Source organism: Pseudomonas sp. MN1F (assembly GCF_009391885.1).
Lineage (GTDB): Bacteria > Pseudomonadota > Gammaproteobacteria > Pseudomonadales > Pseudomonadaceae > Aquipseudomonas.
Genome location: NZ_VZII01000012.1, coordinates 34,918 through 53,243, shown reverse-complemented (window position 1 = coordinate 53,243; position 18,326 = coordinate 34,918). Strand labels below are relative to the sequence as shown.

Genomic DNA, 18,326 nt, shown 5'->3' with positions numbered 1-18,326 from the left:
ATCAGGCCGACCTGGTGAAAATCAGGGCCTGCCTAACGGCAGGCCGTTACCGGCCCGCACACAAAAAATCTGACAGTCCCGCGGCGCTCGATCTCACAGGCGCAATCCCTCCAAGAGGTTGACTCCCCGGCACAGCTCAACCCGAGTTTCGCACGCCCGCCGGCCGCCCACACCTGACATTTTTACCAGTTTCGGATTTGCATTCCCCCCATTAGCCTTCCCCCAACGTTGTACGGCTGTTCACAGCAACACGCGTATTCGGGAGATGGCAATGGCAAAACCAAAGGCCGGCAAGGCCGCATCGCTGTTCGAAAAGCTGCTCGATACCGAGCCAGGCATCAAGGTCAAGCTCAAGTCCACCCCGCTGGCCGACAATTTACTGGTCGGCCTGCAGCACCTGCGCCCGACAGCGTTGATGGCACAGTTCCCGACCCTGACCCACGCGCAAGCGAAGCGGCTCAAGGCACGCCTGGATGTCAGCCGCGCGGCCATGATGCGGGCCTTCCGGGAAAAGCGTTTGAGCGATGGCCGCAGGCGCTCGGCGGACGAACTCAAAGGCCCTCTCGCGCAGTCGACCGGGCCCACTTTCGAAAACCAGTTTCGCCCAAGCTGGGGCAATAGCGCTGATCCTCAGGCGGTGGATGCGACCATCTCGCCTGCTGCCTACTTGATCGATTTGCTCCTGTTCGTCCAGTTATGCCTGGAAAGCACGGCCGATGAAGACCGTGCGCTGTCCCTGCGAGCGCGCCGGCCCGATTTGTTCGAGCTGATGGTTGACGCGCAAACCATGAACCAGCAGGTGACCCAGGTCGAACTCGTCATCCATGTGCTGCAGAAACTGATCAAGAGGCAGCAAGCGGCGAATGACTTGACGCAGATCGAGGACAAGCTGCTGGCGGTTCGCTACCCGCCGCGGTTGTTTCCCTACGAAGCCTACTGGGCGCAGATCCGCACAGTCCTGGGCCACAGCAAGGTCCACCTGAGCGAAGTCTCCCGCCTGAGTGACACCCAGGCGCCATATTTCATCCGCCCAGGCGCCCACTCAGCACACTCTGACGATGCCTTGCTGCAGGACACTTCAATGGGGCCGCTGCTGCGCCAGATGCTCCTTGAGGTGCCCTATTTCGAAGAAGGCACCGGGGTTCAGCTGAGCCCACGGGCGGCACAACTGCATGCGATGCACAAGGGCAGCCGCGCCGGTGACGACGACGAAAAGCCGTCTCCCCAAGAGACGTTCTTCAAGCACAATTTTGGTGTTCAAGGGTTCCACAACCTGCAGAACGTGGTCAATTTCTACCAGGCGCTGCAGATCGATCAGCCGGGCATGGAGCAGCTCTTCGCCTTGGCCGACCACACCCCGCTGCGCTCGCCCAACGTGCCCGTCGCAGCCACCGGCAAATGGGCAAGCGCCAGCCAGGCAGGCGCGCGTTTCATCAACAGCGGCGGCGGCGAGCCGGTCGGGGTCGGCAGCAAGGACGGTGATGAAACACAGCACGAATTCCACTTTCTCACGGCCGCCCGGTGCGACCGGCTGAACCGCCTGGTGCGCGTGGCCAGCGCCCTTGGCCTGGCGTACGCGCAAGCCGACCAGCTGCTCTGTGCTGCCATCGATGGCGAAACGCGCAGCGTGATCGAGCGCAGCCGCGGGCGCCTGACCAACGTCGACGGGCCGATGGTGATCACGCCCAACACGCTACGCAGCCTGGGCCTGTTCCAGTTCCTGCGCGAACGGTTTGCCATGGCCGACACGCCGGAGAGCCTCGCCCGCTTCACCGAGGGGTTCTCGGCCTTGCTGTCCGGCATGTCCATCTACGGTACCAGCATGGCGTCCAGCCTGTTCGATCAGGTGTTCAATGGCGACGGCCCGAACGCCCTGGTGCTGGATGACCAACCGTTCAGCCTGGCGGCTGACGACAGCGCCAGCAAACGCACCGTCGACCAGTTGTGCAGCGGCTTGGGCATCAACATGGAGACCTTCCGGCCACTGTCGCGGGCGATCATGCAGGCCCAGGGCGGGGCAGGCCTGACCCGTTCGTTGGCGGTGGTTTCGGCGTTCTACCGGGTGGTATGGCTGGCCCGCCTGTTGTCGATCACCCCGGTCGAACTGCTGTCTTTGCTGGAAGTGCTCAACCCGGAGGGGCTGTACGCGCTGCAACTGGCGGGCAAACCCCAGGTCTCGATGTACCGCAACGACACGAGCCAGACCGATGTGGTCAACGTTGTCCATGCCCTCGCCACGTGCGTGCTCTGGTGCCAGGAGCAGGATATTCCGATTGCCTGGCTGGTGCGCCAATTGCTGCCCCTCGAGCGTTCGGATGTGGCGTCCATGGAGGTCAGGGTCACGCTGACCGAGCTGGCCAGCAAGCTGCAACCCTTCCGTGACTTCAACAGCCTGCTCAAGGACGCAGGGGTGATGCCGCTGAACAAAGGCAATTGGCAAAGCTACCTGGTGCAGATCGTGGATGGTGAGGGCTTGATCAGCGACAGCGGCAGCCCGGAAGAGGACTTCGACCCGGTGAAGTATGAAGACTTCGCCAAGCGGGAAATCCAGGCCGTGATCAAGCGATTGCAGCCACCGGAGGATGACCCAGGGCGCTCGGCCGAGGACGCCGAATTGCCGGAGTTGATGGAGGATGAAGCCGAGCACCTGACCAGCCTGATTCTTGGGGTGGTACTGCGCGTGCGCTTGCAGCAATGGGGCGTGGTGCAGGAACAGTTGGCGCAGTTGTTCGGCCTTGAGTCCAACATGATCGTCCCGGTGATTTACTGGGCCGAGTCCAACGTGCATCAGTGGATGGCCAGCGCGGTCGCGTTCGACCCGGGTCAGCTGGACTCGCGCGAGCTGGAGATCATCCTGCCGCTGGAGCGGCGCATGCAGACCCGCGCCGAAGTGGCCAGGCGCTTTACCTTGAGCCCGGCCTTGTTCTCCAGCTTGCTGGTCCGTGTGCACCGCCAGCGCTTGAGTATTCCGTCACTCGACCTGACCTTTGCGACGCTCTACTACCTTGAGCGCTACACCCGTTTGCTGCGCATGGCCAAGCAGTCGGAAGCGCAACTGTTGGGCTACTTCGCGTTGGTCGAGGCCCTGGGCGACATGACCGACAACGAACGCCGCCTGGTCAAGGATGCCGCCGCCGAGAAGATTGCCAACTGGCTGGGCTGCGGTATTCGTGAGGTGCTGGACGTGGCCAGCCTGATCTCGGCAGATGGCATCATCCGCAACCTCGGCCAATTGTGTGCACTGCTCGATACCCGCGAATTGTGCCGGCGAACCGGCTTGAGCGCTGCCTCGTTGATGAAGCTCAGCCAGCTTGGCCCCGGCAGCGATATTGCAGCCTTCCGTGCCGCAGCTGAAGAAATGCTCAGCAGCCTGCTGCATTCGGCCGGTGCACCGACGGATGACGAGGAACTGCGCCAGAGCCTGTCCACGCGCTGTACCGCGACCTCCCTGCGACTGGTGGCCAACGTGGTGGGTCACAAGCTTGAACAGCAGTACGAGGAACATGAAAAACGCACGACGTTGACGTTGACCTTGCTGGACATGAACAACAGCCCGGTATCGGACATTCGGGTGAATTGGTCCACCGACCAGGGGGTATTGCTCGACCATTTCAGTTACACGGATGAGCAAGGGCGTGCTGAGGTGACCCTGCAGGCGGGTAACACGCAGGGGGTTGCGAACGTCAAAGCCCGTTATCTGCTCGACAGCGAGGCGTTCGCGCCACCCGTCGTCATTGATTGCGATGACGCGACCTTGAGGATGTGGGCCGCCAGTGACCGGCCCCAGGAGCCTTGGCTCCCTGCGGGCAACCAAGGCACGTACACCCTGCGTTTCCAACTTGTGGATCAACTCGACAACGTGGGGGGGGATCGCCCTGTGCACTGGTCGACCAGCATCGGCCGTCTGGTCGACAGCGATGGTACCACCGCGACCGATCATGAAGGCTACAGCACCATGCGCGTGCAGAGCATGGCGGCGGGCACCGGCATTGTCATGGCCTGGTTCGGCGATTTGGCCCCGTTGCAGCGCGAAATCGGCTTCGCCAATCAACCGTTCATCAGCACCCTGACCCTTGTCTCGGCGGCTGTGGCCGGCGAGCCGATCGTCATCCGAGCCTTGATCAACGGCCTGGATGGCAACCCGGTGGGCAATCAGCCGCTGCGCTGGGAATGCGAAGGGGCTGAACTGGATATGGCTGACGCGCAGAGCGACAAGGACGGCATGGCCAGCGCCACCTTCAAGAATGCCGTCGCCGGTCCCATGCGGGTCACGGTGTTTTTGACCACTGATGGCCTGGACTACGTCAGTAAAGACCTGGCGTTCGAGGTACTGCTCGATGCCGATGAGCATGAGCTCATCCAGCCTTGGGACTGGCCAATGGCGGACGGTATCTCGGCGGCTGAATTCGCCGTGAAGATCTGCAGTTCCAAAGGCGAGCCGGTGGCGCGTTATCCGGTGACCTGGAAGGTGCTGGAAGACGATGCCCTGTCCACGGTGCAGTTGACCGGGGCAGAAGGTATCAGCCGCTTCTTGCTTAAGAGCGATGAACCGAAAACCTCCCAGGTCGTTGCCAGCTGGGCTGGAGAGGAACGCGAATTCGACCCCATCGAATTCCTGCCGGCGCTGGAGATTGACGTCGAACTGGACGGTGAGCCCGCACCACAGGGTGTCGAGATCACGCAGCCATTGTCAGGGCAAAGCACGCACGTTCTGAGCTTCCACCTGAAAGACCATCCATTGCTCGGCATGGAAGTGAACTTGCGCTATTTCGGCCGCCATTCGGCGTACTCGCTGGGGCTTTCCGTCGACCCTGGGCTTGGCGAGAAGCAAAAATTCGTCGATGGCAAGGTGCAATGGACCCTCGTGTGCGAAAACACGGCGTTGCCTGAAGCCCGCGCAGGCGAGTTCCGGCTGATGTACGACCATGCCGTTGACGGCGTGCTGGTTCCGGTCAAAGTCCATCCAGCCCGCTGAATCCCTTTTACCAAGACCCGGTCTTTCATCGCGGCTACCGAGGTGACCATGAACACTGCATTGAGCAATCAGCTGGCCGAACAATGGCGGGACGCCTTGTCGAACTACTGCATTCACCATGTTTTGCCCGACGTGTTGCAGGCGTCGGCGCTCAACATGGTGACGCCCGAGCACTTGAGCAAATACGTCTTGCTCGATACCCAGGTCACGTCGGCGGTGACCACGTCGTACCTGGCTGAAGCGCTGGCCTGTGTACAAACCTACATCAACGGCATTTTCAACAATATCGAGCCAGGCTATGACGAGGCGTTTGCACAGGACTTGCGCACGTTCTGGCAGCAGGGCATGGCCAACTATTCGATCTGGGCCGGCTACCAGATGCTCGAAGACTACCCGGAGAACTACATCCGCCCGGAACTGCGCTTCGACAAGACCGCGCTGTTCCAGACGCTGGAAAGCGACCTGGCCCAGGGCAAGATCACCGATGCGGCCGTGCAGAACGCGCTGTTGAACTACCTGAGCGGCTATGAGTTGCAGAACAGTATCCGCGTGCAGTCAGGCTACATCGATTATCCCGGCCCGCAGGGGGACGAGGGCCAGTTCCCCGGTTATACCTTGGCCAATTCGGATTACTACCTGCTGGGCTGCGACACCGCGTCGCCGCCGAAGTATTACTGGCGCAAAGTCGCTGTGCGCTTGGACCAGGACGCCACCTATGTGCAACCCGATGCCTGGAGCGAGTGGCAAGCCATCAGCATGCCGCCTGCCGCCACGGTACTCGAGGCCCGACTCGTGCTGTTCTGCGGGCGCTTGCACCTGGTGTGGCTGCAACAGGAAGCGCCGCGCGAAATCGAAGAGGGTACCAAGAAGCACTACGACTTCAACGTGCAGTTGATGTACCTGGGCTTGGATAAACAGTGGTCGACACCGGAGCTGTTGCTCAGTAGCTATGAGGAAACCGTAAAGGATAAAGATCCCCTAAAGCCCATCAATTATCGTTTACTGACCTTGGCCGTCGGTAAGGCGCAGGGTAGCGACGACCAGTTGTATGTCGCCTGGGTGGAAAACCAAACACTGGTCGGGCACGTGCAACGTGATGTTCTTAAGCGCGATACGCCTGAGGATAAAGTCTTCAGTGAAACTGACCGTAACGCGCTGCTCGCAACCTTTGCCGATCCAGCGGGCGGCCTGGCTTTTCAGCGCCGAATCACCCATGCGAAGCAGGAACCGGTGACGGTCACGCGAAAGCCTGGAAGTGACACCTTTCTTGAAGTGGATGTATCGCTTGAAGCACACCCAGCAGAAACCTACACACTTCGCGCACGAGGTCGCTGTGCCAAGGTTGAACCCATTCTGCGCCCCAAGTCGGTTTATCTCAGCAGCATTGGGGCTCATTTTGTCATCACGAGTGGCGTGAACGCAGAGGTGTTCACTGGCCCGTCCGGCGTGTTGTTGCTGCGTTGCATCACTCCTTTCTTACCAGCGTTCCAGAGTGTGGAGTTGAAGCACGAGGGAAAACCCGTCACTCAGGTATTGAGTAACAAATTCAAAATGCGCCGTTATGGCTGGTACGAGGTGGAGGTTGAACTTGAAGACTTTGATGTTCAATTGCTCGGCTATAAAGCCAGCGAAATCCTCAAGGGCGCCGGTTTCACCTTCAGCGTTGATGGCAGCCCGGCACGGCCACTGGCGAGCCACAACAACTTTATCACTGGGCTGGTCGAGACAATGGCCACCAGAGACTTCACGCTTACCATTGCTGGAGAAAAATTTGGCGCGCAGACCTTGACGCTGAACGGGAGCGCCACCAGCGCCTGGAGAAGTAAGCCGCTGACAAAAGGAGCCGATGAGGTCACGATCACATTTGCAAGTGGCAGCGAATCCGCAGAGTTTGTGGTCGAGCTGGGCAACCTGATCGATGTCGGTAAGGCACCGATCATCGCTCGGCAGGCGAGCGGTACGGACTTTCTGGTCGTGCGCTTGTATCAGGCGAAGGATAAATATCGAGACGTTATCTCGCGCTTGAACTCCCAGCATGTCACCGATCTGATCAACCGAGCGCAGGCCTCACCCCAGGCCGTTTTTGCCTGGGATGCCCAGCTGCTGCAAGAGCCCGCCTACAAAGCCAGCACGAACAGTGTGACTTATCAGGGATGGCAGCGCGCGGACAATGATCCCAGGGTGGAATATTTCGACGCCAATGGCCTGTACCTTCGCGAACTGTACTTCCATGTACCGCACCTGATCGCCTCGCGGCTACAGGAGGAGGAGCGCTTCGAGGACGCGCGCCGTTGGCTGGGGCTGGTGTTCGACCCGCAACGCAAGCAGGCGGCGACCGAACAGGCCGGTGTCGATTACTGGAGTTGTGCTTGGCTACTGGAAGACGACACCCAGGCCCCCGGCCTTGAGCACCAGCTGGCCGACCCCCACGCGATTGCCTTGCATGCACCGTCCCACTACCGCAAGGCGGTGTTCATGCAGCAGGTGCAGTTGCTGATCGGTGAGGCCGACCTGCTCTATCGGCGCCAGACCCGTGACAGCCTGGCCAATGCCTGGTTGCTCTACAACATGGCGGCAGACCTGATGGGGGAGGCGCCGAACGCCAGGGCGATTGATACCTGGCAGCCCAAGACCGTCGATGCGTTGCTGGAAGCATTCGATGGCGGGCAGATGAGGCTGCTTGAGCATGCCCATGCCTTGCAGCCCGCCGATCTGCCCAAGCAGCTGGAGACGTTCGTCTGGTGTGGCGCGGCGGCGCACCCGGCCTTCCGCGCACCGGCGAACCAGCAATTGCTGGACACCTGGGGCGTGCTGGCACGGCGGTTTCATAACCTGCGGCATTTCCTCACCCTCGAAGGCCAGCCGATGCAGTTGCCGCTGTACGAGGCCCCAGCCAACCCCTTCGACCTCCTGCTCGCGCGCATGGGCGGCAACGCCAGCCTGGCGCACCTGCAGGGCTACCGCACCGTGGTGCCGCCGTACCGCTTCCGCACCCTGCTCGCCAAGGCACAAGAAACAGTGGCCAGCCTGATCCAGTTCGCTGAGTTGCTGCGCGGTTTCATGGAAATGGAAGATCGCATCAATCAAGAGCAGCTGCAGTTCAGCCATGCGGCGGAGATCGCCGAGTATGCCATCAGCATGCAGCAACAGCTGTATGAGCAGCAGCGCAAGAACCATGACGTGCTGACGGTGATGCAGGCTGGCGCGCGAGAACGCCATGATCATTACAAGAAGCTGTATGACGAAAATGTCTCGGTCCTGGAAACCACGGCAAGGATTGTCGCTGGCGAGAGCTCGGCTGTTACCATCGCTGGCAGCGTGATGATTGCGAAAGGCTATCTGATGAATACCCCGCCGAATATCTTCGGCGTAGCTAATGGTGGGCAACAGCTGGGCAATCCCCTGATCGCAGCAGGGACCTTAACCCACGCGGCGGGAAGTGCGGTGGAGGTCGCCGCGAAAAACATGCAAGACACCGAGATGTACCGCCGCCGTCGGCAAGACTGGCAGTTGCAGTACAAACAGGCTGAAAAAGAGCTACAGGTGCTGGACAAGCAGCTCGCAGCCCAGGCACTCGCCACCCAGGCGGCACACGATGGGTACGTTCACAGCTGTAAAGCCCGGGACCAGGCTAAGGCTATGGTTGAGTTCTACACCAAGCGATCGACCAACGGGGACCTGTACAAATGGCTGCGAACCCAGGCTACCACATGGCTTTCGACGTTGTTCGATGTGGCCGTCAGCCTCTGCAACAGCGCCGAAGCCTGCTGGCAGTTTGAAAGCGGCAGATACGACAAGCGCATCATCCGCACGACAGTGTGGCAGGCCGACCGCCGCGGCCTCAATGCGGGCGGAGAGTTGCGCCTCGACCTGCAACGCCTGGAGGCTGAAGCACTGCTGCGCAACGAGCGGCACCTTGAGATTCGCAAGACGGTCTCCTTGCAGCAGTTGCTGCTGGGCGATGAGCAGCTGCTGTTCGATAAAAATGGCGACCCGATCAAGGACTGGGCCGGTGTGCTCAAAGCGTTGAGCTCTGACGACGGGCTGGCGTTAAACCTCTCGCAATCCCTGTTCGACCGAGATTACCCCGGCCATTACATGCGTCGTTTGCACAGTGTGGCCGTGACGCTACCTGCACTGCTGGGGCCTTATCAGAATATCTGCGCCACCCTGACCCAGACACAAAGCAGCTTGATGATCAGGCCTGACATCGCGGCGGTGAACTTCCTGACGCCACAGGCCCAACGCGACGGTGATGGCCGCAACGTGATGATCAGCCTGCGCTCGCACCAGCAAGTGTGTCTGTCCACTGGCAACCAGGACCTGGGGCTGGTGACCGCCGCCGACGCAGATGACCGCTACCTGCCGTTCGAAGGCACCGGCGCCGTTTCGTCCTGGCACTTGCAGTTCCCGCTTCCCGACTCGCAAAAGGCGTTGCTGGAAGGGCTTAGCGATATCGTCCTCGACGTACGTTACTTCGCCTTGCCCGGCGGCGTGCAGTTCACTCGCGACGTAACAGCGTTGCTGGCTCCAGTGCGGATAACCCCTGCGCCATCCCCTCTTTCAATGCAGCCTCAGGCTGGAGACGATCATGTCCAAACTTCACCAAGCGAATGACGAAAAACCGGGCGTTCCCAGCGGGCGCCAGGGCGATAAGCAAGAGGAAAGCAAGAGCCATGACCTGGTCAGGGAACCTTCGTTCCCACTCGGTAGCATTGGTACCGGCAAGGCCTGGCAGTTCAAAGGCGATTACGAGCAACCGAGCGCCGCCTACCCCTATGTGGCCCTGTACCCTGAGGCGCAATTGTGGCAGGACATCGTCTTGCCGGTTGCGGCAAACCCTGTCGACGATGCTCGGCCCGATTACTGGGTGGGTTGGGAATATGACACCGGCAGTTTGACTGACTGCACATTGACGGTTCATGACTTCAGCGAAGGGAAAGAAGGGGCACTGCTTGACACCCTGGTCATGGAAGGTGTGAAGGCAACCCCGCCCGCGCATGGATTGCCACCCGTGCCCAAACCGGAGAACGTCAACTGGACAACCCGTGATCTGCAGCGCATCAAGGGGCTGCACAGTGGCATTACCGCGATTCGAATCAAGTTCGAAGCGGGTGACGGCCGCTCCTACCTCAATTTGCGCAACACCGACCTGGATGTGCGTTTGCCCGAGTTGAAGGCCAAGGTAACGCTGGTCGTCGACCCGGACGGCCTGAAGATCGAGCAGGCTGCAGCCCCTTACCAGTTTTGCCATGGGGCAGAGCATCGGCTTGAGGTTTCAGGGGACGAGGCTGGCAGCTGGCTGGATCAGCCTGTTGCCTTGAGCTGGCATGAGGATAAATTGCCGATCGAGCTGGCGTTGCAGGCCGCCCCGCCTTTTCAGCGCGGCGACGTCGACGGCGACAGTTTCCAGAATACGCTCAGCGCCACGAAAACCGCCTGGACCATTACCTCGAGCGCAGATGCCACAACCGCTTCCGTGCCCTTGTCGCTGGGTTTGAAAAGCTGGTGGCAGGCGGCGATAGGCAAGCACGATGCTAACGTCGGCGACTACGTCTATGGCTTGAGCAAGATCGAGGGGGGAGAGGTCGCACTGGTCATCGACGACCAGAACGCCAACAGCGCCACGCTCACCACTTACGTTTCCAACTTTTTCGTGCCTGGGCGGAGCATCAAAGGCGCGCAAGTCCAGTGGTTGGTCAATGGCGTCCCCTTCGCAACCGAGCCAAGCGATGAACGTGGCCAGGTGCTAGTGAAGTACACGGCCCAGAAGGGTGATGAGGGTACCGGCAACGAAGCTGAGTTAAAGGCAATTTGCACAAGCCTGGAAGGCTATTCAAGCGAAAAAAACCAGAAGATTCGTGTATTTGCCAGCAGCCCTTGGGCCGATGAAGTGGAGGTGTGGCTCAACGGCAAGCAGGTGGATGGGAAAACGGGTGGCCTGCACCTGACGCTTGGCTCCGGAGAGCACAAATTGCAGCTCAAGCCCAAAGGCGGGTTCTTCATTGATAAGGAGATTGCGCTGCAGTCGCCGGGCGGCAATGCAGAGAAACTGGGGATCGGTTTTTCTCCCAGCGGCTCGAGGCGCATGACCGACCAGGGGCTGGAATGGACAATCACCAGCGGTAATCAGCGAGGAGTGTTCGTCCTGGATGCCGTCGCGGCGGGTTTGAACGTACCGTTTTCGCTGGAAGGCGGGCAGACCTCGGCGAACCTGGCAGATGAAGTCGACTTCAAAGTGGCAGGTGTCATTACGCAAAAACCTCCCGTGTTCTGGCGCAGCAAGGCTCAGGTTTTCAGCATGGTGCCGAAGCCTGACAGCCCGCTCAAACGCTTGGCGCTGAAGGCTACTTTGACATTTGTCGATGGCAGCGTGGCAAAACCTCACATGTCAGCCGTTCCAGAATTCGGCAAGGAGAACGCTCAGGAGGAGAGCGGGTGGTCGTGGTCGCTCACGGGCGGAGCTGCCAGCGGTACTTTTGGCCTGAGTGTAAGCCTTGAAGGTTTCAGTGCACCGGTGTCATTGGCCAAAGCCATGTTGTTGTCCACGCGATTGGATGACGAAATGCTAGTGACAGTGAAGTGGCTCTCACCAAGTAGCGAAGTGTTCTACCGCGGGTTGGAGCAAGAAGTCAGGCTCGTGCCCAGGGCCGGTAGTCCGATCGCCGATGCGTCGCTCAAAGCGAGCTTAACCTTTGTCGCCGGGACGCTTGCCAAGGAGCACATGAAGGCGGAGCCAGACTATCCTGAAACCCAGGATATCACCGCGAGTGGAGCGAGTTGGTTGCTTACCGGCCAAGAGGCCAGTGGCACCTTTGGTTTCAAGTTCAGTGCCGACGGCTTTTCCGAATCGATTGAGTTGAGCGGGGGGGCTCTGCTGTCTACCCTTTTATCAGATGAGCTGGATTTGGAATACAGTAGTCAGGTTTTACAAAGGGGGAAGGCAGCAACCTTTAGTGTGCGACCCAAGCCTGCAAGTCCACTGGCGAAACTCAAATTGCGTTGCAAGCTAGAACTCAAATCCTTGGGGCCAATAACGAAAGATACAGTGTCCGCTGAACCGAATTATGCTGAGCTGGTCGATTGGGTTGATGGCCGTATTCAGTGGTTATTAACGGGTAAAGAGGTCAGCGGGTATGTGGACTTGCAGGTGATTCTCGAGGGGGATAGATCGAAGGTAACTTCTAATTATCTCGTGCTGGTGTCAACCAGTCTCATCGACGAAGCGGACCTGATCATCAACGGTAAACCAGTGCAGTATGACGCATTCATGTTGCCGCAAGGTGAAGAAGTTACAGCGCTAGTGCGGCCGAAGCCGGGTAGCCCGGTGGAACGTTTAAGCGCCTTCTTCGACTATTTCACTGTTGAGGTTCCTTCTACTCCGGAAAGGATAAAATCACAGCGTTTGACGGAAAATGGCGCCACCTGGAAGTTGACTGTTCCAGCGGGCAGTCAGAAGCTGAAGATGGGGTTTTATGTGCCAGGGATTGATCGCGGGTGGGAGAGAGAAAAGTTCTTGGTTTTGCCGAGCAATCTGGAGGATTCGCTGGAAATTACGCGTGAACTCGTTGCTATAAAACCGAAGGAGACAGTGGTCGATTATTTTAAGGTTAAAAGTCCAGTCGGGAGTGTATTGGCCGAGGCAGGCGAGGAAGTCAATGTTTTCTATGATATCAGCGGGCCTATGCCGAGAGTAAGCTTTTCGCCGGGCACGAATGTCAAAAGAACACTGATCGCAGGGGGCACGCTAGCATGGGATGTCATAGGTGATGATTTTGTAAAAGAGTCAGGTGCCGCCCGTGTGATATTTCAGAATCGGCTTTATGACAGGCCGGCATCTGCCGGTACGATAGTGTGGCTAACAGGAGTTCCGTATGATGATCTGGCTTTATGGGTGGATGACAAAAGGGTGGGGCCTGGCTCAACGTGGAACGTGGGCATAAAATCGGGAGTCAAGACTAAGTTTGTGTGGGCAGGGATTGATAATTTTTTGCGCGGAGGAGCTAAAGTCAGAGTTTCTGTCGACCTTGCTTACCGTGTAAAGGGATATTCAATTGATCACGTTGATGAAAAAACTTTTTATGTTCAGGCGACTAAGGAGGATGATAGTGCGTACTTGAGAGTTGTTTGCGAAATTTATGAGGGTGAGAATATTTTTCATCGATATGGAAATTTAAAAGTTCAGATTGAGTGACCGGTTCGAGTTGTTTTACTGTAGTTTTATCTGAAAGACACAATCAGGTACGGCCCCTATGTCAGAACACGCTCGTTCTATTTCCATGGACGCAGAAGGCGGTAGTGAGTCATTTTTCACCGCCCCGTCACTCCCCAAAGGCGGTGGCACCGTGTCCATCGGCGGCGGCATGCTCTCGGCCGGTGGCCCGGACGGCGCCGCCAGCTGGCAGCTGCCTTTGCCATCGCCCGCCGGTCGAGCCTTGGGCGCTGAACTGACCTTGCAATACTCCTCCGGCGGCGGCAATGGCGCATTCGGCGCCGGCTGGGATTGCCCATTGCCAGCCGTGGTGCGCATGACCCGCTTCGGTTTCCCCAAGTACGGTACCAGCGATCGCCTGGCCGGCCCGTCCGGGGAGGAGATCCGCCTGGCCGGGCCCGCGCGCCAGGCCAACCGCCTGCCGCTGGCCGACACCCCGGGCAGCTACACCGTGACGCCGTGGCGTGCGCGCCGCGGCAGCGCAGCGGAGCGCCTGGAACACTGGGTGGACAATAGCGGCGAACAACCGGCAGGCTTCTGGTTGCATTACCCCGGCGATGGCAGCCTGTCGCTGTATGGCTGGTCGCCATCGGCCCGTCTGCAAGACCCGGCCCAGGCGCAGCATGTGGCCTGCTGGTACCTGGAAGAGACCGTGTCCACCCGCGGCGAGCATGTGGTGTACCGCTATCGCGGGGAAGATGAGCAGGGTTGCAGCGACGATGAACGGGCTGCTCATCCGCAGGTCACGCATGTGTACCCGGCGTCAGTCCACGCCATGAACGTCACGCCCTCGGATGCCCTGTTGATCCCACAGGGCGCGTTCGTGGAAAGCGACTTCCTCACCTTTACCCTGTTCGATTACGGCGAACGCGGCGCCGACACTGGCGCACCCCCTCCGTTCGATACCAAACAACCCTGGCCGCTGCGCGAGGACCGTTTCTCGTTCTGGCGCTACGGCTTCAATGTGCGTGTGCGCCGCCTGTGCCGCGATGTGTTGCTGTGGCACCGTACGGCGCGCATGGCGGGCACGGACGACGACACACCGACCTTGGTCGCGCGCCTGCACCTGCAATACGACAGCAGTGCGGTTGCCAGCGTGCTGACACAGGTGCAACAGGTTACCCATGAAGCCAGCAGCCACATGCCGCCGCTGGAATTCGCGCTGAGCCGGCCAGGGCGTGACAAGCCGGTGTGGGAGCCGCTGGAGGCGCTCGACGGCTTCTGGTCGCCGGCCTGGCAATTGGCCGACCTCTATGGCGAGGGGATTCCCGGCCTGTTGTACCTCGACCAGGGCGCCTGGTACTACCGGGTACCGCAACGGCGGCCAGGTGCTCAGCAGGATGAGATCACCTGGGGCGCCCCTCAAACCCTGCGTATCCAGCCAGACAGCTCGACAGGTACCTTGATGGACCTGGACAGCGATGGTCGCCCGGAATGGCTGGTCACCGCGGGCTTGCGGGGCAGTTTCACCCTGGCGCCCGATGGCACCTGGGGCGGCCTGGTGCCGTTGAGCGCCTTGCCGACCGAGTTCAACCACCCCCACGCGCGGATGACCGACCTGACTGGCAACAGCCAGCAGGATGTCGTGCTGCTGCGCGCGCTGGGGCCAAGGAGTGTCCGGCTGTACCCCTCCAACGGCACCGCAGGCTGGTTGGCCGCGCTTAATCAAGGGTATGACGGGGACGAACCGTTGCCCTCGCTGGAGCCTTCCGAGCACCAGCTGGTGGCTTTTGCCGACCCTGCCGGCAGTGGCCAGGCGCACCTGGTGCGCATCACCGGCCAGGGCGTGACCCTGTGGCCGTCGCTGGGCCATGGCCGTTTCGCCGACGCCATCGCGATTGCCGGTTTCGAAGTGGAAGACTTCAATGCCTCCAGGGTGTTCCTGGCCGATACCGATGGTGCTGGCACCACCGACATTCTGTACCTGCAGCCCGATGGCATCCGTGTGTTCATCAGCCAGAGCGGCAACCGTTACCAGGAAGGCGCGTTCATACCCGCGCCACCAGGTGTGACGCTGGATACAGAGTGTTACCTGCAGGTTGCCGATATCCTCGGGCAGGGTACGGCAGACCTGCTGCTGACCAGCCTTCACCATGGCAAAGACCTGAAGCCGTGCAGCTGGTTGTACCGTTTCAACGATAAGCGCCCCTGGTTGCTGGAAACCGTACTGGACAATGCCGGCAGCTGCACGGAGCTGACTTATCGCAGCTCGGCGCAGGCCTGGCTGGACGAAAAGGCGGCGGTGATCAAGGCAACCAAGAAGACGCCGGTCAGCTACCTGCCATTCCCGGTGCATACGGTCAGCAAGATTACCCGATACAACCTTATCACCGGCCTTCGCTTGGGCAGCGAGAGCACTTACCTGGGGGGCGTATGGGACGGCAAGGAACGCGAGTTCGCCGGTTTCACCCGGTTGCAGCAGACCGACACCCATGAACTGGCCAGTGCCGGCGCCGCGCAACTTTCGCCGCCGGCGCGCACCTGCAGTTGGTTCTATTGCGGTATCGAGGCCCATGATCAATTCGCCCTGGGCGCCTATACCGAAGCCGAACATGGCTTCGATCCTGGCGCGGTGCGCTTTACCCAATGGCAGGACGAGGGCGAGCAGGCCTACGAGCCTGGGCCGGATGAACGAGCGTGGCTGTTTCGCGCCCTGCGCGGCCAGCCGATGCGCGTGGAAGTCTACGGTGACGATGGCCACGCCCGTGCCGACCGGCCCTACAGCGTGGCACGCCCGCGCCTGCAGGTGCGCGCCTGCCCGACGGCCGACCCGCTGCGCCCGGCGGCGCTGGTAACACCGGTGCAGGCCCTGGCCATCACCTGCGAACGCACCCCTGAAGACCCGCAGATCAAGCAGGACATCGTGCTGCGCCAGGATGCCTACGGCACGGTGCTGGAAAGCGTCAGCATCCATTACCCGCGGCGCCTCTCGCCAGGGGCGCTCGAGGCCGAGGAGCGAGACCGGGCGATCTATCCGAAGGCATTGCCCGAAGGCCTGATCACCGCCAGTTGCGACCCCCAGCAATACGATTGCTGGGTCAATCTCACGCGCACCACGGTGCACAACCTGGTCGACGACGACAGCTGGGTGATCGGCCTGCCCGACACGCAGCGCAAGGATGTGGTGCGCCTTGCCGCCAGCGATGAGCCGGCGGGTGGTTTCACCCTTGAGTACCTGTTGGAAAAAGGCCTGCCGCTGGCCGACCCGGGGAAGACCACCTTGGCGGGTTACGAGAAAGTGGTCTGGCGCGATGCCAAGGGCACTGGCGTGGCCAACGTGCCGTCACCTCAGGCGCTGGTGGCCTATAGCCGCACCGCGATGCTCGACAAGGCTTCGCTGGACGTGCTGCGCCCGACGTTCGAACAGACCTTGCACGACCTTGTAAGGCAAGCATTGAACTCCCCGGACAACCATCCAGAGGTCTTGCAACGGGTGCGCCAACGCCTGCCAGCCCTGGCCGAGGGCACGTCGCTTTACCCGGTATTGCTTGCCTACCTGAAGACTGCGCCAGACGATAAAGCAGCCAGTGGCATATTGCGTGAAGCCTTGAAATCGGTGATTTCGGTGGATGCCCTGCGCCTGCGCCTGCTGGATGCCGACCCGGCGCACTTGCCCGAAGGCCTGCAGGCGGCGATATACAAGCAAAGCCGCGTGCCGGATACGGCACTGTGGGCGGTGCTGACCTGGTTTGCCAGCCATGAGGAGGAGGGCGGCACGACCCTCAACCTGTTGCACGGCAACGCCGATGCAGCCCTGGCACGCGCCGACGCTACCCCCGTACTCTGGCGTGCCGTGCTGAATGCCCTGCAACCGGGCGCGGATGACGTGCCGTTGCCACAGGCCAACCAAACCTGGCTGGCCGCTGTGCAGGCGCTGCTCAACCAGCGCGTGCAAGCTGAGACGCTGCCTGAGTTGCTCAAGCGCGGCGGCTATGTCGCCATGAGCCGCGCCCCGGACGCGCCGGAGCTGGCAGACCCCCACGATCCCGAGGATATTGGCGTACCGGGCATCCCGGGCGAGCCGTTGGTCGAGGAAGCCTATTGCGGCCACCATGGCATCAGCCACTACCACGACAGCAAGCTGTTCTGGCTGCCCAGGACAGTGCAGGAGAACACGGTCACCGGGCCCAGCCAGCTGGAATACACCGCCCATGGCCTGGCGCTGCGTCTGGTCACCGACGCCGCCGGCCTGACCACCACGGTCGAGGCGCATGACTGGCGCTTCATCACGCCGATCCAGATCAAGGATGCCAACGACAACACCAGCACCGTCGAGCTCGATGCCCTGGGCCGGGTCCGGCATACCCGCTTCTACGGCACTGAAACCCCTGGTGGCAGTGATCAGGCGGTGATGAGCGGCTACACCCCGGACGTGCCCTTCGACCCACCTGCCACGGTCGAGGCCGCGGTGGCACTCAATAAGAGCAAGGAGGTTCCGGTGGCCCAGGCGTTCACTGTCGTGGCCGACAGCTGGATGCCGTTGGCGCTGAAGGCCGATGGCAGCACCGACAGCAGCAGGCGTTGCGGTGAGCTGGCCTGGCGCCGAGATGCCGAGCGCTTGCGCCGCGATGGGGTTTCGGTGCCGTCGATGATGGAGGGGCGCACGCCACCCTACGTGATCCAGATCCAGACCGACCGGTATGACAGCGACGAGGAGCAGCAGGTCAGGGTCAAGGTGGTGCTAAATGGGGGCGGGCAGGTCCTGCAGACGGCCATCCTCAATCCGTCGGGTGAAGCCTTCGTGCGCACCGAGGCCGGCGGCCTGCAAACCGATGGCCAGGGCCAGGCCGTCGTCAAGGACACTCCGGTGCGCTGGGCGGTGACCGGCAAGACCGAGTTCGACAACAAAGGCCAGGCGGTGCGCGTGTGGTTGCCGTTCTACCTCGATGACTGGCGCTGGGTCAGCGACGACAGTGCGCGCGAGGGCATCTACGCCGACACCCACTACTACGATGCGCTGGGCCGTGAATACAAGGTGGTGTGCGCCAACGGCGAGGACGTGGAAGGCCAGTGGGCGAACTACGAGCGGCGGGTGCAGGTGTATCCCTGGTTCACCGTGTCGGAGGACGAGAACGACACCTGGGCCGAGGTCATCGAACTGGCGCGGGACAGGGCCCGGCGGACGTTGCACTGAGTGTG

4 protein-coding genes are annotated in these 18,326 nt (G+C 60.9%); all 4 read left to right on the top strand.

Going from position 1 to position 18,326, the window contains the following annotated elements; all coding sequences use genetic code 11:
- Positions 1 to 271 precede the first annotated feature (271 nt).
- From F6X59_RS08520 to F6X59_RS08505, 4 genes are read left to right on the top strand one after another with little or no spacing between them, the layout of a single operon-like run.
- Positions 272 to 4,975: an Ig-like domain-containing protein gene (locus tag F6X59_RS08520; protein ID WP_178120055.1), complete on the top strand. Its 4,704-nt coding sequence runs from the start codon at positions 272 to 274 to the stop codon at positions 4,973 to 4,975.
- A 48-nt stretch (positions 4,976 to 5,023) separates the two neighbouring features.
- Entirely contained in the window at positions 5,024 to 9,592 is a 4,569-nt protein-coding gene (locus tag F6X59_RS08515; protein WP_152955857.1) for a neuraminidase-like domain-containing protein, read from the top strand.
- A complete protein-coding gene (locus F6X59_RS08510; protein WP_152955856.1) occupies positions 9,567 to 13,169 on the top strand; it encodes a hypothetical protein in 3,603 nt (1,200 codons plus the stop codon). Before F6X59_RS08515 ends, F6X59_RS08510 begins: the two co-directional genes overlap by 26 nt.
- Positions 13,170 to 13,227: 58 nt before the next feature.
- A complete protein-coding gene (locus F6X59_RS08505) occupies positions 13,228 to 18,321 on the top strand; it encodes a SpvB/TcaC N-terminal domain-containing protein (protein WP_152955855.1) in 5,094 nt (1,697 codons plus the stop codon).
- The last annotated feature ends 5 nt before the right edge of the window (positions 18,322 to 18,326 follow it).